At 67.5% G+C, this 21,337-nt stretch carries 23 protein-coding genes and 1 tRNA gene; 7 read left to right on the forward strand and 17 right to left on the reverse strand.

The genetic code is table 11. The annotated features are described in order from the left end of the window. Window positions 1–3: 3 nt before the first annotated feature. Together ACXAID_RS00795 and ACXAID_RS00800 are read right to left on the reverse strand one after the other, a co-directional pair. Window positions 4–762 (reverse strand): DeoR/GlpR family DNA-binding transcription regulator, encoded by a 759-nt coding sequence (locus ACXAID_RS00795; protein WP_475020267.1) that lies wholly within the window; start codon window positions 760–762, stop codon window positions 4–6. Next, the gene (locus ACXAID_RS00800) at window positions 763–2,760 is read right to left on the reverse strand and encodes a PTS mannitol transporter subunit IICBA (RefSeq protein ID WP_475020268.1); all 1,998 of its coding nucleotides are present in this window, start codon (window positions 2,758–2,760) and stop codon (window positions 763–765) included. A gap of 210 nt (window positions 2,761–2,970) precedes the next feature. Between ACXAID_RS00800 and ACXAID_RS00805 the strand changes: the two genes are divergently transcribed. After that, complete coding sequence (locus ACXAID_RS00805; protein ID WP_475020269.1) at window positions 2,971–4,056, forward strand: zinc-dependent dehydrogenase; 1,086 nt, start codon at window positions 2,971–2,973, stop codon at window positions 4,054–4,056. Window positions 4,057–4,253: 197 nt separating this feature from the next. On the opposite strand, the gene ACXAID_RS00810 is transcribed toward ACXAID_RS00805, so the two are convergent. The 4 genes from ACXAID_RS00810 to ACXAID_RS00825 form a co-directional block, all read right to left on the reverse strand. Continuing rightward, window positions 4,254–5,459, reverse strand: a complete 1,206-nt coding sequence (locus ACXAID_RS00810) for a Fic family protein (RefSeq protein ID WP_475020270.1) — start codon at window positions 5,457–5,459, stop codon at window positions 4,254–4,256. A 322-nt stretch (window positions 5,460–5,781) separates the two neighbouring features. Continuing rightward, a tRNA-Ser gene (locus ACXAID_RS00815) sits at window positions 5,782–5,872 on the reverse strand. A 124-nt stretch (window positions 5,873–5,996) separates the two neighbouring features. Continuing rightward, the gene (locus tag ACXAID_RS00820; RefSeq protein ID WP_475020271.1) at window positions 5,997–6,446 is read right to left on the reverse strand and encodes a nucleoside deaminase; all 450 of its coding nucleotides are present in this window, start codon (window positions 6,444–6,446) and stop codon (window positions 5,997–5,999) included. An 11-nt stretch (window positions 6,447–6,457) separates the two neighbouring features. Next, window positions 6,458–6,979 carry a tRNA adenosine deaminase-associated protein gene (locus tag ACXAID_RS00825; RefSeq protein WP_475020272.1) on the reverse strand — a complete coding sequence of 174 codons (522 nt, stop codon included), beginning with the start codon at window positions 6,977–6,979 and terminating at the stop codon, window positions 6,458–6,460. Between the two features lie 103 nt (window positions 6,980–7,082). On the opposite strand from ACXAID_RS00825, the gene ACXAID_RS00830 reads away from it, so the two are divergent. Further along, window positions 7,083–8,063 (forward strand): prephenate dehydrogenase, encoded by a 981-nt coding sequence (locus ACXAID_RS00830; RefSeq protein WP_475020273.1) that lies wholly within the window; start codon window positions 7,083–7,085, stop codon window positions 8,061–8,063. Here ACXAID_RS00830 and ACXAID_RS00835 read toward each other — a convergent pair. Genes ACXAID_RS00835 through ACXAID_RS00855 form a run of 5 tightly spaced genes read right to left on the reverse strand, consistent with a single transcriptional unit; the run spans window position 8,005 to window position 12,094 of the window. Beyond that, window positions 8,005–8,604 (reverse strand): putative glycolipid-binding domain-containing protein, encoded by a 600-nt coding sequence (locus ACXAID_RS00835; protein ID WP_475020274.1) that lies wholly within the window; start codon window positions 8,602–8,604, stop codon window positions 8,005–8,007. The two genes, ACXAID_RS00830 and ACXAID_RS00835, sit on opposite strands and share 59 nt — an antisense overlap. Continuing rightward, entirely contained in the window at window positions 8,601–9,398 is a 798-nt protein-coding gene (locus ACXAID_RS00840) for an ABC transporter permease (RefSeq protein ID WP_475020275.1), read from the reverse strand. Before ACXAID_RS00840 ends, ACXAID_RS00835 begins: the two co-directional genes overlap by 4 nt. Beyond that, complete coding sequence (locus ACXAID_RS00845; RefSeq protein ID WP_475020276.1) at window positions 9,395–10,069, reverse strand: ABC transporter permease; 675 nt, start codon at window positions 10,067–10,069, stop codon at window positions 9,395–9,397. Before ACXAID_RS00845 ends, ACXAID_RS00840 begins: the two co-directional genes overlap by 4 nt. A 4-nt stretch (window positions 10,070–10,073) precedes the next feature. Next, entirely contained in the window at window positions 10,074–11,168 is a 1,095-nt protein-coding gene (locus ACXAID_RS00850) for an ABC transporter ATP-binding protein (protein ID WP_475020277.1), read from the reverse strand. Between the two features lie 23 nt (window positions 11,169–11,191). Then, window positions 11,192–12,094 (reverse strand): ABC transporter substrate-binding protein, encoded by a 903-nt coding sequence (locus ACXAID_RS00855; protein WP_475020342.1) that lies wholly within the window; start codon window positions 12,092–12,094, stop codon window positions 11,192–11,194. A 157-nt stretch (window positions 12,095–12,251) separates the two neighbouring features. On the opposite strand from ACXAID_RS00855, the gene ACXAID_RS00860 reads away from it, so the two are divergent. Continuing rightward, complete coding sequence (locus tag ACXAID_RS00860; RefSeq protein ID WP_475020278.1) at window positions 12,252–12,659, forward strand: LapA family protein; 408 nt, start codon at window positions 12,252–12,254, stop codon at window positions 12,657–12,659. A gap of 8 nt (window positions 12,660–12,667) precedes the next feature. Here the strand turns inward: ACXAID_RS00860 and ACXAID_RS00865 are convergent, their stop codons facing one another. The 3 genes from ACXAID_RS00865 to ACXAID_RS00875 all read right to left on the reverse strand — a co-directional run bounded on the left by ACXAID_RS00865 (window position 12,668) and on the right by ACXAID_RS00875 (window position 15,216). Then, window positions 12,668–13,477, reverse strand: a complete 810-nt coding sequence (locus ACXAID_RS00865; RefSeq protein WP_475020279.1) for a transglutaminase-like domain-containing protein — start codon at window positions 13,475–13,477, stop codon at window positions 12,668–12,670. Window positions 13,478–13,577: 100 nt separating this feature from the next. Next, window positions 13,578–14,597 carry a phosphotransferase family protein gene (locus ACXAID_RS00870; protein ID WP_475020280.1) on the reverse strand — a complete coding sequence of 340 codons (1,020 nt, stop codon included), beginning with the start codon at window positions 14,595–14,597 and terminating at the stop codon, window positions 13,578–13,580. Window positions 14,598–14,607: 10 nt separating this feature from the next. Continuing rightward, a complete protein-coding gene (locus ACXAID_RS00875) occupies window positions 14,608–15,216 on the reverse strand; it encodes a histidine phosphatase family protein (RefSeq protein ID WP_475020281.1) in 609 nt (202 codons plus the stop codon). Between the two features lie 18 nt (window positions 15,217–15,234). Here ACXAID_RS00875 and ACXAID_RS00880 point away from each other — a divergent pair, with 18 nt between their 5' ends. Continuing rightward, a complete protein-coding gene (locus ACXAID_RS00880; RefSeq protein ID WP_475020282.1) occupies window positions 15,235–15,390 on the forward strand; it encodes a hypothetical protein in 156 nt (51 codons plus the stop codon). A 160-nt stretch (window positions 15,391–15,550) separates the two neighbouring features. Beyond that, on the forward strand, window positions 15,551–16,321 hold the full coding sequence (locus tag ACXAID_RS00885) for an SDR family NAD(P)-dependent oxidoreductase (protein WP_475020283.1): 771 nt from the start codon (window positions 15,551–15,553) through the stop codon (window positions 16,319–16,321). Between the two features lie 33 nt (window positions 16,322–16,354). Here the strand turns inward: ACXAID_RS00885 and ACXAID_RS00890 are convergent, their stop codons facing one another. Next, window positions 16,355–18,226, reverse strand: a complete 1,872-nt coding sequence (locus tag ACXAID_RS00890) for an alkyl/aryl-sulfatase (RefSeq protein WP_475020284.1) — start codon at window positions 18,224–18,226, stop codon at window positions 16,355–16,357. 49 nt (window positions 18,227–18,275) lie between these two features. Here ACXAID_RS00890 and ACXAID_RS00895 point away from each other — a divergent pair, with 49 nt between their 5' ends. After that, window positions 18,276–18,824: a cupin domain-containing protein gene (locus tag ACXAID_RS00895; RefSeq protein ID WP_475020285.1), complete on the forward strand. Its 549-nt coding sequence runs from the start codon at window positions 18,276–18,278 to the stop codon at window positions 18,822–18,824. A gap of 5 nt (window positions 18,825–18,829) precedes the next feature. Here the strand turns inward: ACXAID_RS00895 and ACXAID_RS00900 are convergent, their stop codons facing one another. After that, window positions 18,830–19,333 (reverse strand): metallophosphoesterase family protein, encoded by a 504-nt coding sequence (locus tag ACXAID_RS00900; protein ID WP_475020286.1) that lies wholly within the window; start codon window positions 19,331–19,333, stop codon window positions 18,830–18,832. A 4-nt stretch (window positions 19,334–19,337) separates the two neighbouring features. Next, window positions 19,338–19,919 (reverse strand): mycothiol transferase, encoded by a 582-nt coding sequence (locus ACXAID_RS00905; RefSeq protein ID WP_475020287.1) that lies wholly within the window; start codon window positions 19,917–19,919, stop codon window positions 19,338–19,340. 418 nt (window positions 19,920–20,337) lie between these two features. Here ACXAID_RS00905 and ACXAID_RS00910 point away from each other — a divergent pair, with 418 nt between their 5' ends. Continuing rightward, entirely contained in the window at window positions 20,338–21,090 is a 753-nt protein-coding gene (locus ACXAID_RS00910; protein WP_475020288.1) for a hypothetical protein, read from the forward strand. The last annotated feature ends 247 nt before the right edge of the window (window positions 21,091–21,337 follow it).

The following is a 21,337-nucleotide window of genomic DNA, read 5'->3' on the forward strand; positions in this document are numbered from 1 at the left end:
GGTTCACGCCCGGATGACGATCGGGCCCAGCTGCTCGTAGCGGCGCGCCTCGGTGGCAGGCAGCTCGGATCCGGTGACGATCGACTCGAAATCCGACACCTGGGCGAACCGGCAGAAGCTGCTCTCGCCGAACTTCGAATGCGCGGCGACCAGGATGGGCCGGCGCGCCACCTGCACCGCGGTGTTCTTCACCGCCGCGACCGCCGGATCGGGTGTGGTGAGCCCGTGTTCGAGCGAGATGCCGTTGGTGCCGAGGAAAGCGACGTCGATGACCAGGCTGCGCAGCATGTCGGTGGCCCAGTGGTCGACGGTGGCCAGCGTGCGGCCCCGCATCCGTCCACCCAGCAGCAGCACGGTGACACTGCGGCTGTGTGCCAGTGCTTCGGCGGCCAGCAGCGAGGACGTGACCACGGTCAGCTCCTGGTCGGCCAGCCGCTCGGCGATGAGCCGGGGGGTGAAACCCTCATCCAGGTAGACCGTTTCGGCGCCGTGCAGCAGTTTGGCGGCCTCGGCGGCGATGCGGTGTTTCTGGGCGAGATCAACCTGGCTGCGGTACTCGACCCCGGATTCGAAAGCCGCGGTCTCCAACGGGACCGCGCCGCCGTGCACCCGCTTGAGCAGCCGACGCCCCGCCAGCACCTTCAGATCGCGGCGGATGGTCTCGCTGGCGACGTCGAACTCCGTCGCCAGCGATGCGACCTCCACCCGCCCGCGGGTGCGGGCGAACTCGACGATCCGGTTCTGGCGGGTGTCGGAATCCACCTACGTCACGCTACTGGTGTCACCGGCGATCAGGATGGCCTTGACCTCCTCGGACGTGGTCGCCTCCCGTAGCCGGGCGACGTCGTCGGCCTTGAGGAACACCTGAGCGATCTTGGTGAGCAGCGCCATGTGATCCTTACCGGCGCCGGCGATCCCGACCACGAACTCGGCGGGTTTGCCGTTCCAGTCGATCGGCTCGGGGTAACGCACGAACGACAGCCCGGTCCGGCGGATGGTGTCCTTGGCCTCGTTGGTGCCGTGCGGGATCGCCAGCCCGTTGCCCATGTAAGTGGAGATCGACTTCTCCCGTTCGTGCATCGCGTCGACGTAGCCGGGTTCCACGGCACCGGCAGCCACCAGCAGCCGGCCTGCCTCGTCGATCGCCGCCCCGGCGGTGGTCGCCGTCCCGTTCAGCACGATCGAGTCCAGCGCCAGCACGTCACCGTCGGCGCCCCCGGGCTCGGCGTCGGTCTCGGGCTGTACCGGCTCCGCGGCGCCGCCCGCGTTCGTCTGCGCGAGTTGTTCGACGATCTCGTCGTAGCGCGGGCTGCTCATGAAGTCGTCGACCGAGACGTGCAGCGCCGACGGGGTGCGCTGGCGGGCCCGCTCGGTGAGGTCACGGTGCGAGACGACGAGGTCGTAGCTGTCGGCCAGGTTGGAGATCGCCGAGTTGGTGACCTTCACGTCCCCGTAGCCCGCTTTCTGGATCTTGCGGCGCAACACCGAGGCTCCCATCGCCGACGAACCCATGCCGGCGTCGCAGGCGAACACGATGGTGTTGATCGGACCGGTCTTGGTCGAACCGACCAGCGCGGAGGCGACGCTGGACTTCTTGCCCTTCATCGATTCCATCGAGGCCGTCGCGGCGGCCAGGTCGTCTTCGTCGGTCGCCTTGTCGGTCTTGAGCAGCAGTGCCGCGACGGCGAACGACACCGCGGCCGAGCCGAAGACGGCCAGGGTCACCCCGATGAAGCTGTCGCCCGGTGTCTGGGCGTAGACGGCGATGATCGACCCCGGCGCGGCCGGGGCGCGCAGCCCCGACCCGAACAGCACGTTGATGAACACGCCGGTCATGCCGCCCAGGATGGTCGCGGCGATCAGCTTGGGCTTCATCAGCACGTACGGGAAGTAGATCTCGTGGATGCCGCCGAAGAACTGGATGATCGCCGCGCCCGGGGCCGAGGCGCGGGCGGCGCCCTTGCCGAAGAACATGAACGCCAGCAGCAGTCCGAGGCCCGGGCCCGGGTTGGCCTCGAGCAGGAACAGGATGGACTTGCCGGTCTCGAGGGCCTGCGTGGTACCCAGCGGGGTCAGCACGCCGTGGTTGATGGCGTTGTTGAGGAACAGCACCTTGGCCGGCTCGATGAGGATCGACGTCAGCGGCAGCAGATCGTTGTTGACCAGGAAGTCGACGACGTTGCCGGCGCCGCGGGTGATCGACGAGACGATCGGACCGATGCCGAAGAAGCCGAAGACCGCGAGGATCATGCCGAGGATGCCGGAGGAGAAGTTGTCGATCAGCATCTCGAAGCCCGGCTTGACCTTGCCGTCCCAGATCGCGTCGATCTTCTTCATCAGCCAGCCGCCGAGCGGGCCCATGATCATGGCGCCGAGGAACATCGGCACGTCGGCGCCGGTGACCACGCCAACTGTGGCGATCGCGCCGACCACCGCGCCGCGGGTGCCGTAGACCATCCGCCCGCCGGTGTAGCCGATCAGGATCGGCAGCAGGTAGGTGATCATCGGGCCGACGATGCCGGCACCCTCGAAGTCGCCCCAGCCGCCGATCTGGGCGACCCAGCCGCTGGGATCGCGCAGCGCGCTGAAGATCCCGGTCAACCAGCCGGCCTCGATGAACAGCGCGGTGATCAGGCCCCAGGCGATGAACGCGCCGATGTTGGGCATGACCATGTTGGACAACGCCGTGCCCAGCTTCTGGACACGCACACGAATCCCGGGACGCGCGGCCGCGTCCTGGTCGATGACTGCTTGAGACATTCACGTCCTCCGATTCGATGGTGAGCTGCTCGACACTTCCCGGATTCGGTGATGCCGATCACATACATTCAGTTAACCGCATGAACGGGCATAAATGCAAGCAAACGGTCATAAATGGTCAAATTATGTGGTGGTTTTGTGCCCGGTTTGCGGTTAGAGTGTCGTAGAGCACACCGGATGCAGCCCGCCAAGCCGAGAGGATCACCCACCATGAAGGCACTGCGCTTCTACGCCCCCGAGGATGTCCGGCTCGAGGACATCCCCGAGCCGGACTGCGCGCCCGACGAGATCAAGATCAGGGTCCGCAACTGTTCGACGTGCGGCACCGACGTCAAGATCTTCTACAACGGCCACCAGAACCTGACCCCGCCGCGCACCATCGGCCACGAGATCGCCGGCGAGATCGTCGAGGTCGGCGCCGAGGTCAACGACACCTACGCTGCCAACTGGCAGGTCGGCGACCGGGTCCAGGTGATCGCCGCGGTGCCCTGCGGCGAATGCCACGAGTGCCGGAAGGGCTGGATGGCGGTCTGCCAGAACCAGACCTCGATGGGCTACCAGTACGACGGCGGCTTCGCCGAATACATGATCGTTCCCCGGCAGGTGCTCCAAGTCGATGGGCTGAACCGCATTCCGGACAACGTCGGGTTCGACGAGGCATCGGCTGCCGAACCGTTCGCCTGCGCCATCAACGCCCAGGAGCTGCTCGGCATCGAACCGGGCGACACCGTCGTGGTGTTCGGCGCCGGCCCGATCGGCTGCATGCACATCCGCATCGCCCGCGGCGTCCACGACTGCGGCCCGGTGTATCTGGTCGACGTCAACACCGCCCGGCTGCAGATGTCGGCCGACGCGGTGTCCCCCGAGGAGATCATCAACGGCTCCGAGGTCGACGTCGTCGAGCGCGTCATGGAGCTGACCGGCGGGCGCGGCGCCGACGTCGTCATCACCGCCACCGCGGCCAACGTCACTCAGGAACAGGCGATTTCGATGGCAGCCCGCAACGGGCGCATCTCGTTCTTCGGCGGGCTGCCCAAGACGGACCCGACCATCACCTGCGACTCGAACGTGGTGCACTACCGCCAGCTGCACATCCACGGCGCCAACGGCTCGGCGCCCGAACACAACAAGCGCGCACTGCAGTACATCTCGACCGGTCAGGTGCCGGTGAAGGATCTGATCACCCGGCACATCCCGCTCGACGACGTGCTGGAAGCATTCCAGATCGTCAAGAAGGGCGAGGCCATCAAGGTGACCGTCGAGCCGGTGCCCGCCCAGGTGGGCGCCGGGGTCTGAGCCGCCGGTCGGCTGCAGTCGCTTCGGGTGTCGCCCGGGACAGTCAGGAAGGGCTTAGTACGCCCACCGCACCGGCGGTCCGTCATCGATCCGCGCGATGACCTCCTCAACAGTGGTCAGGGCCGGGAAGGTCGACTCCATCCACCACGACCTCGGTTCGACGAGTCCCACATGGCGCCACTATTACCCCCATACCGTTAAGGTGCCGCGGCCGTGATCGCCCGATAGACGTCCCGAGCGACGTAGTACCGCCCATAGCCGCCGTACGGGCCGTCCACAATGCCCAGCGTCGCCAGCTTCTTCACGGCCGTGTCGATGCCCTGCGGTGTCTTGTTGAAACGCCGCGCGAGCGCCGGAACGCGGACAATCGGAGTGTCGACAAGAGATTCGACGATGTCGCGCGCAACGCCGCCTCTGTACCCGCTGTCTTGGAGAAGCTGCACGTAATTGCGCTGAGCGTCGAGCATGAGATTGACGCGGCGGGCGGTGTCGATCGCCGAGGCCTCGACGCCACGGGAGAAGAACCGTATCCACGAGTCCCACTCACCGGTCTGCGACACCTTCGCAAGTTCGTCCTCGTACTCGCTTCGACGGGCTTCGAACCAAGGCGAGACGCTGAGCAGCGGCTCTTGAAGGAGGTCGTCGATCATGAATTGGAGGACGATCAGTAGCCGTCCTATGCGGCCATTTCCGTCATTGAACGGGTGCAGGGTTTCGAACTGATAGTGAGTCATCGCGGCGGCGATGAGAGGGTCCCTGTCCCCGCCCGTGGTGATCCATCCCACGAGGTCGCGAACGGCGGCTTCTAGCTCAGGGCCTGGCGGCATTGGGACGAACCTCGCCGACTCGATTGTTCCGTCGGGGCTCCCGATCGCGACCTGACAGTGCCTGATACGGCCTGCGTCCCGCGTCTCGGAGTCAGTTCCGTTCACCAGTTGTCGGTGTGCGTCGAACAGCAGGCTTGTCGTGATGGTGCGATGCTCCGCGACGTAATCGAACGCGACGTCGGCCGCGTCGACGTAGTTGAGGACTTCCATCAACGCAGCGCTTCTGTTCTCGTTGGCGGCGGAGTCAGCCGCCAGGACGTCATCGATCGGCGCGAACGTACCTTCGAGCGCCGATGTGCTCTGCGCCTCTCGGCTCAAGGTCGGTCGCCGGAGGATTCGAGGGTCAGGTACCTGACGGGAAGCTTGGTCCAGGTGGGCCAGTGCCCGGCTGGCGCGGGTCACCGCCCGCCATGCTCCGCCACTCAGTTCAGGCTCGATCCCGAGCGGATGAGCGACGTATGCCGAGTGCTCGTAAGATCGCCCGTTACGGCCGTCGGTGCCAGCGATCGGCCGTAGGTTGCCGATCGGACTTGACGCGAAACGCTCTACCTGCACAAACCAAGTGTACAGCCTCATTGGTTGGTATTACATCCGCGAAATTAAAGCTGATTTGGTTTTGAATGGCCGAAAACAACTGACAACGGGGTTCACTTGATGATGGATTCGACGAAAGCACATCGAGTTGACGTGTTGCCGGAACAGCATCAGCAGCGCTTCACAGTGCTCTCGGCCGCTCCCCGCTCACGTCGGCGGGGGCTGGTTCTCCGGCGCTGTACACCGGGCCGAGGTCCAGAAAGATCACCGCGCACCTGTTCACCGCCGAGTGTGTCAAAGGGTGGAGGCCGCAGCGCAGCAATATAGAAATAACCCCTCACCTGGATCGCAGGTCGAGGGGCTATGGCGGTGGCGGAGGGATTTGAACCCTCGGACGGGGGTTACCCGTCACACGCTTTCGAGGCGTGCTCCTTAGGCCGCTCGGACACGCCACCGCGGGGTAGCTTACCGATGCACACCCGGCGAACCCAAACCGCCGGTGCACCGAGCGTGCATGGACTGTCGCGGCTGGCGTCGGCCGGCGACCGTAGGTGCACTTTCGCGGGTCTTGGCAGACCGCTACCGCTGACGGGCGAAGAACGCCTCCAACGGGGCGGCACACTCGTCGGCGAGCACCCCGCCGCGCACCTGCGGTCGATGTGTCAGCCGCCGGTCACGCACCACATCCCACAGCGACCCGACCGCGCCGGTCTTGGGCTCCCACGCCCCGAACACGACCCGCGCGACGCGCGCCATCACCAGCGCACCGGCGCACATCGTGCACGGTTCCACGGTCACCGCCAGCGTGGCGCCCTCCAGCCGCCAGCCGTCGCCCAGCACCGTGGCCGCGGCACGCAGCGCCAGGATCTCGGCATGGGCGGTCGGGTCTCCGAGGGCTTCGCGTGCGTTGGCCGCGCGGGCCAGTTCGGTGCCGTCGGCGGAGACCACGACCGCGCCGATCGGCACATCGCGCGGGCCTGCGTCCGCCGCCGCGTCCAGCGCGGCCCGGATCAGCTCCTGGTCGGTCACCTACGGCTGGATCAGCGGCCGAGCCTGTCGAGCACCGAGGACAGCTCATCGGAGAAGCCCATCTCGCGGGCGATGCGGCCCACCTGCTCGTCGGCGTAGAGGTCGCTCTCGTCGAGGATCACCCCGAGCACGCCGGCGGGCAGCCCGAGGTCGGACAGCACCCCCAGGTCGCCCTCCTCGAACGGGTCGGCGTCGTCGAGTTCGTCATCGTCGATGTCGGCGTCGAGCATCTCCAGCACCTCGGCGGCGATGTCGTAGTCCAGTGCAGCGGTGGCATCCGAGAGCAGCAGCCGGGTGCCCGCCGGCGCCGGACGCACGATGACGAAGAACTCGTCGTCCACGTCCAGAATCCCGAAAACAGCACCTGCGCTGCGCAATTGGCACAGCTCCGTCTCGGCGTCCTTGAGGCTGGTCAGCGCCGCCGGGCGCATCGCGGTGCATCGCCATTTGCCGTCCTCACGGACAACCGCCACACCGAAGCCGTCGGGCGTGTCCACCGACTGCTGCTGCGCTTGGGTTCGCTGCGCTCCCATGACAGCACACGGTAGTCCCCAAACAGGGCCTTGACCAGCGGCTCGACACCCGCTGGAAACCTCCTGACACCGGACCGCCACCCGGGTGTGCCAACCTGGAACCGTGGCGAAGACACCGGTGTGCGTGATCGGCCTCGGGCTCATCGGCGGCTCGGTGATGCGCGCGGCCGCCGCGGCCGGCCGCGACGTGTTCGGCTACAACCGCTCCCCCGGCGGCGCCGACGCCGCCCGCTCCGACGGATTCGCCGCCTCCACCGACCTCGACGAGGTCCTCACCAGGGCCGCCGACACCGGCGCGCTGATCGTGCTGGCCGTACCGATGCCGGCCCTGGCGCCGATGCTGCGCCACGTCGCCACCGCCGCCCCGCACTGCCCGTTGACCGACGTCACCAGCGTCAAGGGCGCGGTGCTCACCGAGGTCGGCAAGGCCGGCCTGCTGGACCGCTTCGTCGGCGGACATCCGATGGCCGGCACCGCGCACTCGGGCTGGCAGGCCACCGACGCGACCCTGTTCGTCGACGCCCCGTGGGTGCTCTCGGTCGACGACCACGTCGACCCCGCGGTGTGGGCACAGGCCATGACGCTGGCGCTGGACTGCGGCTCATTCGTGGTGCCGGCCCACTCCGAGGAGCACGATCTGGCCGCTGCCACCATCTCGCACCTGCCGCATCTGCTCGCCGAGGCGCTGGCCACCACCGCCGGTGCGGTGCCGCTGGCATTCTCGCTGGCGGCCGGCTCGTTCCGGGACGGCACCCGCGTCGCGGAAACGGCACCGGACCTGGTCCGGGCGATGTGCGAGGCCAACGCCACCCAGTTGGTGCCGGTGCTCGACCAGGCACTGCGCCTGCTGAAAGACGCGCGCGAGCACCTGGCCGCCGGCCGGCCGATATCCGACCTGGTCGAGGCCGGCCATGCCGCGCGGACCCGCTACGGAAGTTTCAGCCGGCCCTCGATCGTGGCCACCGTGATCGGCGCCGAGGGCTGGCGCGGCGAACTGGCCGCCGCCGGCCGGGCCGGCGGGGTGATCAGATCCGCTCTGCCAACCCTGGATAGTCCAGCAGAAAACCGTTCTCATCGACCGTGAGCGTGGTCTCGGCGACCGGTGACTGCACGTGGATGCCGTCGGCACCGCACCGGTACCCGATCGTGGCGACGTCGACCGACAGGTCGGGCACTCGCACGTAGACCACCGGCACCGTCACCGATTCGCCCGGCCTGCGGTACACCCCGGTGCGCCGGATCGGCAGCGTGTTGAAGAACGGGCTCAGGATCAGGTCGACGTCCAGCGCACCGTCGAAGGCCGACCGGCTGGTCTGCCCGGAATGGTCCTGCACCAGCCACATGTTCTCCTCGTCCCGGGCGATCGAGAGCTGGCGCTCCCGCTCGGCCATCGTGACGGTCAGCGACAGGCGCTTGGTGCCGCCCACCTCGTCGGTGACGAGGTCGTAGGACGCGCTGAACGCGGGATGCGCCGAGGTCGCGGCGGCGACGATCCGGCCGTAGGCCTTGATGCGGTCACCGGACAACTGCACCCGCGCAGACTCCATCCGCGGCACATCGTGTGCACGCCAGGTCAGAATCGCCGGAAACGAACCATGCGCCTCAGAGCGAGCCTCTTCACTCATCCCTCTACCGTATGCGAAGCGTCCGGCCGTGTGCGGCTGGCTTCGGAACTGGACCGCGAACCGACGTTCGGACGTGATTCGAACGCAATCTCATCGCCGAGTAGCGGCTGCGGCAGCCGTCCGCCGAACCGGCCCAGCCGACCGGAGCCCGGCATCGAGACCCACACGGCGAACGCCAGCAAGGCATCGAGGATCAGGGCGAGCGCGGTCACCATCAACGCGCCCACCAGAGCGATGTGGAACTCCCTGATCTTGATGCCGTCGATCAGGTAGCGGCCCAGCCCACCCAGGCTCGCGTAGGCCGCAATGGTGGCGGTGGCCACGATCTGCAGGGTGGAGGTGCGCAGCCCGCCGAGGATCAGCGGCAGCGCGTTGGGGGTCTCCACCCGCAGCAGGATCCGCCGCTCGGTCATGCCCATCGACCTGGCGGCGTCGACGACGGCCGGATCCACGTTCGCGATGCCGGCGTAGGTACCGGCCAGCAGCGGCGGGATTCCCAACAACATCAGCGCGATGGTGGGCGGCACCAGACCCAGCCCCCACAGCAACACCCCCAGCAGCAGCACGCCGAGGGTGGGCAGCGCCCGCAGCGCGTTGACCCCGGTCACGATCACGAAGGTGCCGCGGCGGGTGTGCCCGATCAGCATGCCGATCGGGATGGCGATCAGCGCGCTGAAGAACACCGCGATCACGGTGTACTGCAGGTGTTCGACGATGCGGGCCCACAGACCCGACGGGCCGGCCCAGTTGTCGGCGGTGAAGATGAACGACAGTGCCTGCTGCAGGAAGTTCACGCGGCCACCTCCTGGGGCTTGGCCGCGCGGGGCGAACGATCCGCGCGGGTCCACGGTGTCAGCACCTTGCCGGCCAGCATGATCAGCGTGTCGATGACGATCGCGAGCACGAAGATGGCGATGATGCCGGCCATGATCTGGTCGCTCTTGTTGGACTGGTAGCCCGCGGTGAACCAGGTGCCCAGCCCGCCGATGCCGATCACCGAACCGACGGCCACCATCGAGATGTTGGTGACCGCGACCACCCTCAGGCTGGCGACCAGAACCGGAACTGCGAGCGGCAGTTCGATTTTGAGCATCCGCGTCAACGGCCGGTAGCCGACGGCGGTGGCGGCGTCGCGGACCGCTGCCGGTACCGCGTCCAGCGCCTCGGGAACCGCGCGCACCAGCAGCGCGGTGGTGTAGAGCGTCAGCGCGACGATCACGTTGGCCTCGTCGAGGATGCGGGTGGGGATCACCAGCGGCAGCACGACGAACAACGCCAGCGACGGAATGGTGAACACGATGCTGGCCGTGACCGTGGTCATCCGGCGCAGCGCGGTGGTGCGCTGCACCGCGGCCCCCAGCGGGACGGCGATCAGCAAGCCCAGCACGATCGGCACCAGGGACAGCCGCAGGTGGATCACAGTCAGTTCCCACGCGGTGTCGAGGTTGTTCAGCAGATAGTTCACCGGCTCACCCCCGCTGCTTCTGCAGGGCCTCGAGCACATCGGAGGCCAGCACCCCACCGATCGGTGCGCCGTCGGCGTCGACCACCACCCCCAGTCCGGACGGCGAGGACAGCGCGGCATCGAGCGCCTGACGCAACGAGTCCTGCGGGCGGAACAGCGAACCACCCGCGGTGGTGCTGTCGTACAACGACTTTCCCGACCGGTGCTGCGCGACCCCGGAGGCGTCGATCCAGCCGTAGGGCGCCCCGTCGGGCTTGGTCACCAGTGCCCACTGCCCGTTCGCCAACTCCAGTGAGTCGATCCCCGGTTCGCCGACGGTATGCAGATCGTGCATCGGCAGCCCGGACGCGTGCCGGAACTGCAGGCCCCGGTAGCCCCGGTCGGTGCCGATGAACCCGGCGACGAAATCGTTGGCGGGGTTGGACAACAACCGCTCGGGTGCGTCGTACTGCTCGAGCACACCGCCGCGGCCGAACACCGCGACCCGGTCACCGATCTTGACGGCTTCGTCGATGTCGTGGGTGACGAAGACGATCGTCTTGTGCAGTTCGCTTTGCAGACGCAGGATCTCGGCCTGCAGCTCCTCGCGCACCACCGGGTCGACCGCACTGAAAGGCTCGTCCATCAACAGGATCGGCGGATCGGCAGCCAGTGCCCGGGCCACCCCGACCCGCTGCTGCTGACCGCCGGAAAGCTGAGCGGGATAGCGATTGGCCAGGCCCGGATCCAGCCCGACCCGTTCGAGCACACCGAGCGCCGCCTTGCGCGCGCTGCGGCGCGACTGTCCTTTGAGCACCGGAACCGTGGCCACATTGTCGATCACCCGCTGATGCGGCATCAGCCCGGCGCTCTGGATCACGTAGCCGATCCCCAGGCGCAGCTTCACCGGGTCGACGGTGGTGACGTCGGAGCCGTTGACCGTCAACGTGCCCGACGTCGGCTCGGTCATCCGGTTGATCATCCGCATCGACGTCGTCTTGCCGCAACCGGAAGGCCCGACGAACACGGTGAGCGTTCCATCGGGTACCACCAGATCCAGATCGTCGACGGCCACGGTGCCGTCCGGGTATTTCTTGGTGACGCCGGCGAATTCGATCACGGATTACCCTTCGTTGCTCATCGTCACAGCGGTTCGTCGAACCCGTTGTCGGACACCCACCGTGCGGCGGCCTCGTCGGGGTTGATACCCGAGTTCCCGGAGGTCTCGGTGTTGAGCCTGATCAGATCCTCGGTGGTCAGCGCCGCGGACACCGCGTCGAGCACGATCTTGAGTTCATCGGATTTCTTCTGCGAGCTCACCAGCGGTATCACGTTGGCCGCCAGGAAATTGTTCTTCGGATCCTCGAGCACCACCAGGTCGTTCTCTGCGATCGCCGGCGAGGTGCTGAAGATGTTGGCCGCGGTGACCGTGCCGTCGGTCAGGGCGCGCACCGTGGCCGGGCCGCCGCCGTCGCTGATCGCGACGAAGTTGGTCTCCGGGATGTCCAGACCGTAGTTCTCCCTCAGGCCCGGGAGGCCCTCGGCGCGGTTCAGGAACTCCGACGGTGCGCCGAACTTCACCTCTGCCGAGTGCTCGGCGAGGTCCCCGATCGTGGTGAGGTCCCACCGTTGCGCCGTCTCGGAGCTGACGGCAACGGTGTCCTTGTCCTCCGCCGGCGACGGGTTGAGAATCGACAGATCACCGGGCAGTGCGCGGAACAAGGCCAACAGCACACCGTCGGGTGTGGTGACCCCGGTTTCCGGGTCGAAGTACTGCAGCAGGTTGCCGGTGTATTCGGGGATCAGATCGATCGAGTGGTCCTGTACCGCCGGGATGTAGGTCTCCCGGCTGCCGATCCCGAACTGGCGGCCCACGGTGAACCCGTTGGCTTCCAGCGCCTGCGCGTAGATCTCGGCGACGATCCTGGACTCGGGGAAATCGGCCGACCCCACGACAATCGACTTCAGATCACCCGAGACTTCGCCACCGCCCAGCGGATTGGAACTGCCGCACGCCGCCAAAATCGCTGTGGCCAGGGCGAACATCGCCACCAGCGCAGAGCGCAGCCGCGCCGGTCCGGGTCGTCGGGAACGATTCACGCGAACGTCCTTCCAGCTGCGGGTGAGCCTGCGAACCATTCGTGACCCTAACGCGACCTGCGCGGTGGTTTCATTCGAAGGGCGAAAGGGCAAAAATGTAGATATGCCCAGCGATCCGTCCGCGTCGCCCGACGTGCCACCGTCCGACCCGCCGGTCACGGATGGGCCGTCCACCCCGCCGACCGGGTCCCCCACCCCACCGATCGGTTCCCCCACCCCTCCGTCCGGGTCGCGGCCGGTGCCCGAGGACGCGGTCAAGTTCACCAAGGCCGCCGCCATGTGGGGTTCGCTGATCTTCGGATTCCTGGTGCTGATCGTGTTGCTGATCTTCATCGCCCAGAACACCGAGTCGGCGCAGTTCGCATTCCTGGGCTGGCGCTGGAGCCTGCCGCTGGGCGTGGCCATCCTGTTCGCGGCGGTGGCCGGCGGCCTGCTGACCGTCGCGGTCGGCGCAGTGCGCATCTTCCAGCTACGGCGCGCCGCCAAGAAGAATCTGAAGGCGGGCCTGTAGCCGCCGGCTCACTGGATCGACACCAGCTGATCCACCGAATCCGTCGGCAGATCACCGTCGACGGTCGCTGTGACCGCCATGTTGTTGACCATGATGGCGCCCTTGTGGTTATCCAGCCAGGCGGTGTCGGCGGCATCGCGGCCGGTCGCGATACGCACCATCGACTGCCGCGGCGCCAGGCAGGTCGCGTCGACCACCCGCCACTGCCCCTCGACGAACGCCTCGGCCACGGCGTGGAAGTCCATCGGCTGGCAGCCCGGCGCGTACACCGACACCAGCCGCGCCGGGACGTTGACCGCGCGCAACAACGCGATCACCAGATGGGCGTAGTCACGGCAGACACCTTCGCCGGCCAACAACGTGTCGGCCGCGCCGTCGATCGGGTCACTGGACCCGGGGACGTAGTTCAGCCGGGTGCCGACCCAGGAGGAGACCTTCTCCAACAGCGTGGCCGTGTCGCCGTACTCACCGAACTCGGTGGCCGCGAACCCGAAGAACTTGTCGGCCTCGGCGTAACGGCTGGGCCGCAGATAGGTCGACAGGTCGAGATCGTGCACCGGCGCCGGATCGGCCCGCCCGATCAAGGTGGCCGCGTAGCTGACCTTCAGATTGCCGACCGGGGCGTCGAGGGTGTGGATCCGGTTGCCGTGCTCGCCGGTGATCTCGCGAACATCGGGGCGGATTTCCTTGCCGTCCAACAGGAACGACAGCGACTCGGTCACTTCAACCCCCGAATGCGGGGACACCGCGATCTGGAACTCGAGCGTGGAGGGCGCGGTGATCTGCACGTCCAGCTCGGCTCCCACGTCACGTTTCATCGGCGGGCGCTTCCTTCCGATCCGGGAAAGGAATCTCGAAGGGGGTTTTTGGGGCACGCGTTCCTCTACCCGCCGCCCACCGACGGCGAAACCTCGGCGTTCAGGACAGTTCGGCCAGCCCGGCGGCGATCAGCGGGCGCACGGCCTCCTCGACCTTATCGCTGTCATCGGCCACCCCGCTCTCCCTGGCGCGGTAGGCGATGCCCGCCCCGATGATGGCGAGCTTGAAATACGCCAGAGCCATGTAGAAATCCCAGTTCGCCAGCGAGTGACCGGCGGCTTTCGCATACTTCTCGGCCAGCACGTCGGCGGGCGGGATCTGATCGGCGGCCCACGCGGCGTCGGCGTGCACCAGCCGGAAGGTCGGATGGCGGTACACGCACATCAGCGCGGCGTCGGACAGCGGGTCGCCGAGCGTCGACATCTCCCAGTCCAGGACGGCCACCACCTTGGTCGGATCATCCTGATCGAGGATCGTGTTGTCGATGCGGTAGTCACCGTGCACGATGGCGGCCCGGCTGCCGGCCGGGATCGTCTCGGCGAGCTTGGCGTGCAGCGTCTTGACGTCGGCGTCGCACGGGTCGTCGTCGCGTTTGACCAGTTCCCACTGCGAACCCCAGCGGCGGACCTGACGTTCGAGGTACCCGGCGGGCTTGCCGAAGTCGCCGAGCCCGACCGCGTCGGGGTCGACCGCGTGCAGGTCGGCGAGCACGGTGATCAGGTTGTCGACGCAGGATTCGATCGCGGCGGCATCACCGATCTCGGCCAGCTGATCGGTGTGGCGCACCACCCGGCCCGGCACGAAATCCACCATCTGGAACGGCGCCCCCAGAACCGAGTCGTCGTTGCGCATCGTCACCGCCCGCGGCACCGGCACGGCGGTGTCGGCCAGCGCCGCGACCACCCGGTACTCGCGGGCCATGTCGTGCGCGGACGGGGTGAGCCCGTGCAGCGGCGGGCGGCGCAGCACCCACCGGGAGGCGTCGTCGCTGACCAGGAACGTCAGGTTGGACCGGCCGCCGGAGATGAACTCGGCGCGCAGTTCCCCGCTGCGGGGCACCCCGGCGTCGGTGAGGTGTCGGTCCAGGGCGGCGAGGTCGAGGCCTTCGAGGTCGGTCACGCGGACCTGTCTACCACCGCTGGTTCCGCGGCAATAGGTCCCATACGTGTTCGGTCGCGTTCACCCCGGCGACCGCCAGCCGCCCGGTGCGTGACGACAGCAGCCGGGTCACCGACGCGTAGTCGACGTGGAACGACAGCAGCCGCTCGGTGCCCAGAATGCGGTGCAGCAGCACGTTGATCACCCCGCCGTGGCTGAACACCGCCACGGTGTCGTCGTGCCCGGCCGCGCCCACCAGATCGTCGACGGCGGCCCCGACCCGCGCCAGGAAAGCCGTCTCGTCGACGCTGCTGGGCAGATGCCCGTCGATGAGGCGCTGCAACTCCCCGGGGTTCTCCGCGGCGATCTGCTCGACGGGGATGTAGTGACCGAGGTCGCGGTCGTACTCGGCGAACCGCTCATCGATGTCGACGGCCTTGCCCAGCGCATCGGCGACCGGTTGGGCGGTCTGGATCGCCCGGACCTGCGGGCTGCTCACCACCCGGGTGATCGGAAACCGGGCCAGCGCGTCGGGCAGCCGCGCGGCCTGTCGGTTGCCCTCGTCGGACAGGTGTGGGTCGGAGCCCTGCCCGGGCTCACTGCGCAGCGGCAGCGCATGTCGGACCAGAAGCAGTTGCACCGTGACACCATATGGCCCGTGCGCGCCTTCGCCTGCCCCGTGTACCGCTCGTTCGCCCCGTTCGAAGCTGCCCGGTGCGCCACCTGCGGGGCTGCGCTGGGCCTTCACCTGCCCTCGAAGTCGATGGTGGCACTCGACGACCAGCAGTCCGCCACCGTCGACGGCCGGCACTGATCCCGTGCACCCAGCACTCGACGTTGAGCTGCAACTGGCTGGTCCCCGAACAGGGCACCGAAACCTACGCGCGGGGCCATTCCGCCACCGGTGGTGGCCAAACTGGGATTCGTGCACCGGGTGATCCGCTCGGCGTCCCAAGAGATCCGCGAGGTGCAGCATGAGTGATTCCAGCGGCTATGCCGACCAGTTGTTCGACCTGACCTCGCGGGTGGTGCTGATCACCGGCGGCAGCCGCGGCCTCGGCCGCGAGATGGCGTTCGCCGCGGCGCGCTGCGGCGCCGACGTCGTCATCGCCAGCCGCAAGTACGAAACCTGCGTGGAGACCGCCGAGGAGATCACCGCCCAGACCGGCCGCCGCGCCTTCCCGTACCAGGTGCACGTCGGCCGGTGGGACGAGCTCGACGGGTTGGTCGACGCCGCCTACGGCGAGTTCGGCCGGGTGGACGTGCTGGTCAACAACGCCGGCATGTCACCGGTGTACGACAAACTGACCGACGTCTCGGAGAAGTTGTTCGACGTGGTGCTCAACCTCAACCTCAAGGGCCCGTTCCGGCTCTCGGCGCTGGTCGGGGAACGGATGGCGGCCGACGGCGGTGGTTCGATCATCAACGTCAGCACCCACGGCTCGCTGCAGCCGCAGCCCTCGTTTATCCCCTACGCCGCGGCCAAGGCCGGGCTCAACGCGATGACCGAGGGGCTGGCGCGGGCGTTCGGACCCACGGTGCGGGTCAACACGCTGATGCCGGGACCGTTCCTCACCGACATCAGTGCGGCCTGGGACTTCGACGACGTCGACAACCCGTTCGCCGGCAGCGCGTTGCAGCGCGCCGGGCGCCCTGACGAGATCGTCGGCGCCGCGCTGTTTCTGATGTCGGACGCGTCGAGTTTCACCACCGGGTCGATCGTGCGTGCCGACGGCGGGGCCTGACCGCCTACGGCGTGACGATGTCGGCGCGCCCGCCTACGGCGTGACGATGTTGAAGGACGGATCGGGCCGGTCCAGCACCGATGTCAGTGCCTGCAACGCCGCGCCGTCTCCGGTGATCGCCAGCCCCGGCGAGTCGAAGTCACCGCCGAGCAGGCTGATCAGGCGCAGCTTGCTGGCCAGGTTCAGCGTCGCCTGCGCGGTCGACGCATCGGCGGCCACCTTGCGGTAGACCAGCACCCCGTTGCGCAGGGTCAGCCGGTAGTTGTCGTCGCCGCCGAACGTGATGTCGAACGCCAGATCCAGGTCCCAGGCCCGCGGACCGTTGATGCTGATCGCCAGCACGTCGAACAGCTGCTCAGGCGTCAGCTGGGCCGCAATCGTCGTCGACGTCGTGGTCGGGGTGCCGAAGTTGCCGTCCCGCAACTCGGTGGCCCCGGCCAGGAAGAAGTTGCGCCACGTCGCGGTCTCGGATCCGTAGGCCAGCTGCTCGAGGGTGTCCGCGTACAGCTGCCGGGCGCCGGCGTGGTTCTCATCGGTGAAGATCGCGTGGTCGAGCAGCGTCGCCGCCCAACGGAAATCGCCGTCGTCGAAAGCAGTCTGGGCGAGCTCGACGACCCGGTCGATGCCGCCCATCGCCGCCACGTACCGCGGCCCGATCGCCTCGGGCGGATGCTGCCACAGCCGTGCCGGATTCCCGTCGAACCAGCCCATGTAGCGCTGATAGACGGCTTTGACGTTGTGGCTGACCGACCCGTAGTAGCCGTGCGCATGCCAGGCCCGCTCCAGTGCCGGCGGCATCGCGAAGTTCTCCGCGATCTCGATGCCGGTGTAGCCCTGGTTGAGCTGGCGCAGCGTCTGATCGTGCAGGTAGGAATACAGATCCCGCTGCAGGGAAAGGAATTCGACGATGCGGTCTTTGCCCCAGGTCGGCCAGTGGTGTGAGGCGAACACGACGTCGGCACGGTCGGCGAAGGTGTCGATCGCCTCGGTGAGGTAACCGGCCCAGCCGTGCGGATCGCGCACCAGCGCGCCACGGAGCGTCAGCAGGTTGTGCAGGTTGTGGGTGGCATTCTCGGCCATGCACAACGCGCGGAAACCCGGGAAATAGAAGTGCATCTCGGCGGGGGCCTCGGTGCCCGGCGCCATCTGGAACTCGATCTCGACCCCGTCGATGGTGTGTTTCTCGCCGGTCTCGCGGATGTCGACGGTCGGCACGATGATCGCGACCTCACCGGTGGACGGAGTCTGACCCAGACCGCAGCCCACCTGTCCCTGCGGGCCCCGCTCCAGGGCGGCGCCGTACATGTAGCCGGCCCGGCGCGCCATCGCGGTGCCGGCGTAGACGTTCTCCTGCACCGCGTGTTCGGTGAAACCCTCCGGGGCGAGCACCGCGACCTTGCCGGCGTCGACGTCGGCCTGCGATGTCACACCCAGCACGCCCCCGAAGTGGTCGACGTGGCTGTGGGTGTAGATCACAGCGGTGACGGCCCGGTCGCCCCGGTGCTCGCGGTAGAGCGCCAGCGCCGCCGCGGCCACCTCGGTGGACACCAGCGGGTCGATCACGATGATGCCGGTGTCCCCCTCGATGACGGTCATGTTGGACAGATCGAATCCGCGTACCTGGTAGATGCCCTCGACCACCTCGTAGAGACCCTGCTTGGCCACCAGCTTCGACTGCCGCCACAGGCTCGGATGCACGGTCGCCGGTGCGTCGCCGGTCAGGAAGCTGTAGACGTCGTTGTCCCACACCACCCGCCCGTCGGCGGCGGTGATGACACACGGAGACTGCGCGGCGATGAACCCGCGGTCGGCGTCCTCGAAATCTCTGGTGTCGTCGAAGGGGAGGTGCCCCAGGTGGTCGCGGTGAGCGGCTTCGATCGTCGCGGTCGGCGGCTTGTTCTGCATATGCGCAACATTGCCACGGGAACCCCACCGGCGGTGGTTCACTGGGGCAATGGATGTCCGCCGAGTAGTGACCGGGCACGACGCGTCCGGCAAGTCCGTATTCGTCAGCGACAGCACCGTCGCACCCCGGGAACCCATGCTGTTGCCGGGCGCCGAGTTCACCCTGCTGTGGGGCGCGGACCAGGTATCAAAGTTCCCCGATGACGGCGCGATGCCCAACTGGCACACCTATTTTCCGCCGGTCGGCGGCTTCCGGTTCTCGACGTTCACGCTGCCGCCGGGCAGCGCCGAACCCGCCGCGTCCGGGCTGTCGGCCGAGGAGGCGGTGGCCGATGCCGAGGCGAAACTGCCGGGGCTGCTGGCCTACCTGGAGCGCGACGATCCCGGGATGCACACCACCGACACCATCGACTTCGAGGTGGTGCTGGAAGGAACCGCGATCCTCGAACTCGACGACGGCGCCGAGGTGACGCTGCACCCGGGCGACACCGTCGTCCAGAACGGAACCCGGCACCGCTGGCGCAACCCCGGCGACGTGCCGGTGCGGCTGGCGCTGTTCATGTGCGGTGCGCACCACGCGAAGGTCGACCGGGGCTGACCCGCTCAGCCATCACGGTGCAGCTGGTGCAACCGGACGTCGGTCAGGGACGTCGAACGCACCGAGGCGGTCATATAAGTGCAATGCGGCTGGCGCCGCCGATCGGTCGGCGAGCCCGGATTGAGCAGCCGGAGACCGGTTTTGGCGACCGTATCCCACGGGATGTGGCTGTGCCCGAACACCAGCACGTCGGTGTCGGGATATTCGCGGGCCATTCGGGCTTCGCGGCCGGTGGCGGCCCCGGTTTCGTGTACGACGGTGAACCGCAACCCGCCGAGGATCGCGTCGGCGCGCTCGGGCAGCCGACGGCGCAGCTCCGCACCGTCGTTGTTGCCCCAGCAGGCCAGCAGGCGCTGCGCCCGCGCCTCTAGCGCGTCGAGCAGGGCGGGTTCCACCCAGTCCCCGGCATGGATCACCACGTCGGCCTCGTCGACAGCCGACCAGACCTCGTCGGGCAGGTTCTTGGCTCGCTTCGGCAGGTGCGTGTCGGCGATCAGCAGAAGGCGCACCACCTCACCCTAGGAGATCGGGCACCGGTGCGGCGGGGCGCCAACCCGGCGGCGGGTCCTCACCGACCCGGCCGTCGACCGCCTCGCGCAGCAGGTCGGCATGACCGGTGAGGCCCGGCCGTACTCCTCGATCAGATCGCACAGCAGCCGGCGCAGGCTCGCATGCTCGCCGTCGTTGTCGCTGACCGCCACCAACTGGTCCAGCCCGCCACGCGCCAGCGCCGCGGCCAGCCGGGCGCGGGACCCCCGACGGCGTCGCGCCAGAACGCGTAGAGCTGTTCGGGGTGTCGGCGGCCGCCGAGGTGAACTCCCAGTCCTCGGCGCCGTCGAACAGCGACTCCCACGGCTCGCCGACCGGATCGCCGGTGAGTTTGGTGGTGGTGATGAAGTCCTCGTTGATCGCCATGTGCTTGAGCAGGCCGCCCAGCGTCAGCGTCGACGCCCCGATCCGCAGAGCCAGCCCGGCGGCGTCCAGCCCGTCGGTCTTCCACAGAAACGTTGCGCGCAGGCGCTCGAGCGCGCCCAGCAGATGTTCGGCCTCGCTACCCGCCAGCGGCGGTTCCCAGGGAGTGTCGCTATCGGCCATAGACCGATTAAAAAGCGCGCCCGAAGGGATTCGAACCCCTAACCTTCTGATCCGTAGTCAGATCAAGGGGGTCCCCGCCGGTTCCCAGCAGTACACCATAACCGTCCTGACCAGGCGTTCCTGTCCCACAGGGTACCGGGTAGTCCCAGGGAGTTTCGGTTGAGTTGTGACAACGTCGTGACACTGAGGCCCCGGGCGAGCCGGTCCCGAAATCGGGACAAGCCAGGGGCCATCAATGGTCGGCAAGGCGGGCCAACGCCGTAGCCCCCCCCGTGCCACCACCAGGCTCAGCAGGGTCACCTTCAGCGTGGTGCCCGCCGACCGGCGGTCGATTCGCCTAGTGCGACACGTGGGACCAACATCGCCTTCTTTGTGGGTCACCCTGATGAGCCGCACGTCGGCGGGTAGGCTTCGCGGCATGTACGAGGGCTGGTTCCTCAGCGTCCAGTTCAGGTGGACGCCGATCCTCACCTACCAGCGACGACGGTCGGAACTCCTCGACTGGCTAGAGGCGAATACGGAGCCGGTCGCCTTCGTCGCCAACGACTCAGACGAGCACGTGGGTGTTGCGCTGGTCGCTCCAGACCTGAGGATTTCCGTCAGTCGATCGGGGATGGTTGTTGAGTCGGGCGCATCAGGCAACAGCGTAGAGCTGCTGGAGCAGGCGATCGTCGGCACCTTTGAAGTGATGGAGCCCCGGGATGTCCTCGCCACTCGCTATTACGCGACTGGCACGACGCAGTTGGACGACGACTGCGCGCACGCTATGAGCGCCTTCGGGAAGTCGGTCGGCGGGGCCGGGGTCGATCCCGATAGATTTGCGGTGAAGGATGGGTCGGCCCTTTTCGATCTGCTTTCTGATACGATGAAACTGCAGGTGGAGTGGGGAATTGTTAGCGGCGAGGAACTGGTGACGAGGTTAGCTGAGCCGGACATGAGCCGCGTGGACGGGCGAGACAGCCAGTCATCGCTGACACGTAGGTCTCTGCAGTCCCGAAAAATACCGCCGGTCGCAGTTTTCACTGATCAGCGGGGCATTTGGCGAAAAGTCGCAAAAGTGACCGATGTCTCAGATGTGTTAAATCTCGCGTCAGAGGCTAAACAGACTGCTACTACAGTCGGAACGAATCTTGCAGATTTTTTCCAACATGCCGTTGAGGAGGCGAAATAGATGGTGAGTACGCAGCTTGCCGTCCGTCGACCATGGTGTGACGAAGACGACGATGACTTGATGACCGGGGGTTGGACAATCCGTCGCGCCCCGACAGTCCCGGCGTCGGAGTGCGGGATTAGGGAGTTGGCTGAGCCCTACCTATACGGGCCTCTTCACAGGCCTGCCGACACACCAGTGATCGGCAAGGGCCAGTCGGAGACCCCGCCGGTCTGCGACTACCCGACGGTCGCACGGAGCCGTACGC

The organism is Mycobacterium sp. ABE4_509 (genome assembly GCF_056160785.1).

Excerpts from the sequence above, each read along its gene's own strand:
- ACXAID_RS00800 (WP_475020268.1), bottom strand. The coding sequence starts at position 2,760 with ATGTCTCAAGCAGTCATCGACCAGGACGCGGCCGCGCGTCCCGGGATT.
- ACXAID_RS00805 (WP_475020269.1), top strand. The coding sequence starts at position 2,971 with ATGAAGGCACTGCGCTTCTACGCCCCCGAGGATGTCCGGCTCGAGGAC.
- ACXAID_RS00810 (WP_475020270.1), bottom strand. The coding sequence starts at position 5,459 with ATGAGGCTGTACACTTGGTTTGTGCAGGTAGAGCGTTTCGCGTCAAGT.
- ACXAID_RS00825 (WP_475020272.1), bottom strand. The coding sequence starts at position 6,979 with ATGGGAGCGCAGCGAACCCAAGCGCAGCAGCAGTCGGTGGACACGCCC.
- ACXAID_RS00835 (WP_475020274.1), bottom strand. The coding sequence starts at position 8,604 with ATGAGTGAAGAGGCTCGCTCTGAGGCGCATGGTTCGTTTCCGGCGATT.
- ACXAID_RS00855 (WP_475020342.1), bottom strand. The coding sequence starts at position 12,094 with ATGTTCGCCCTGGCCACAGCGATTTTGGCGGCGTGCGGCAGTTCCAAT.
- ACXAID_RS00860 (WP_475020278.1), top strand. The coding sequence starts at position 12,252 with ATGCCCAGCGATCCGTCCGCGTCGCCCGACGTGCCACCGTCCGACCCG.
- ACXAID_RS00865 (WP_475020279.1), bottom strand. The coding sequence starts at position 13,477 with ATGAAACGTGACGTGGGAGCCGAGCTGGACGTGCAGATCACCGCGCCC.
- ACXAID_RS00885 (WP_475020283.1), top strand. The coding sequence starts at position 15,551 with ATGAGTGATTCCAGCGGCTATGCCGACCAGTTGTTCGACCTGACCTCG.
- ACXAID_RS00890 (WP_475020284.1), bottom strand. The coding sequence starts at position 18,226 with ATGCAGAACAAGCCGCCGACCGCGACGATCGAAGCCGCTCACCGCGAC.
- ACXAID_RS00895 (WP_475020285.1), top strand. The coding sequence starts at position 18,276 with ATGGATGTCCGCCGAGTAGTGACCGGGCACGACGCGTCCGGCAAGTCC.
- ACXAID_RS00905 (WP_475020287.1), bottom strand. The coding sequence starts at position 19,919 with ATGGCCGATAGCGACACTCCCTGGGAACCGCCGCTGGCGGGTAGCGAG.
- ACXAID_RS00910 (WP_475020288.1), top strand. The coding sequence starts at position 20,338 with ATGTACGAGGGCTGGTTCCTCAGCGTCCAGTTCAGGTGGACGCCGATC.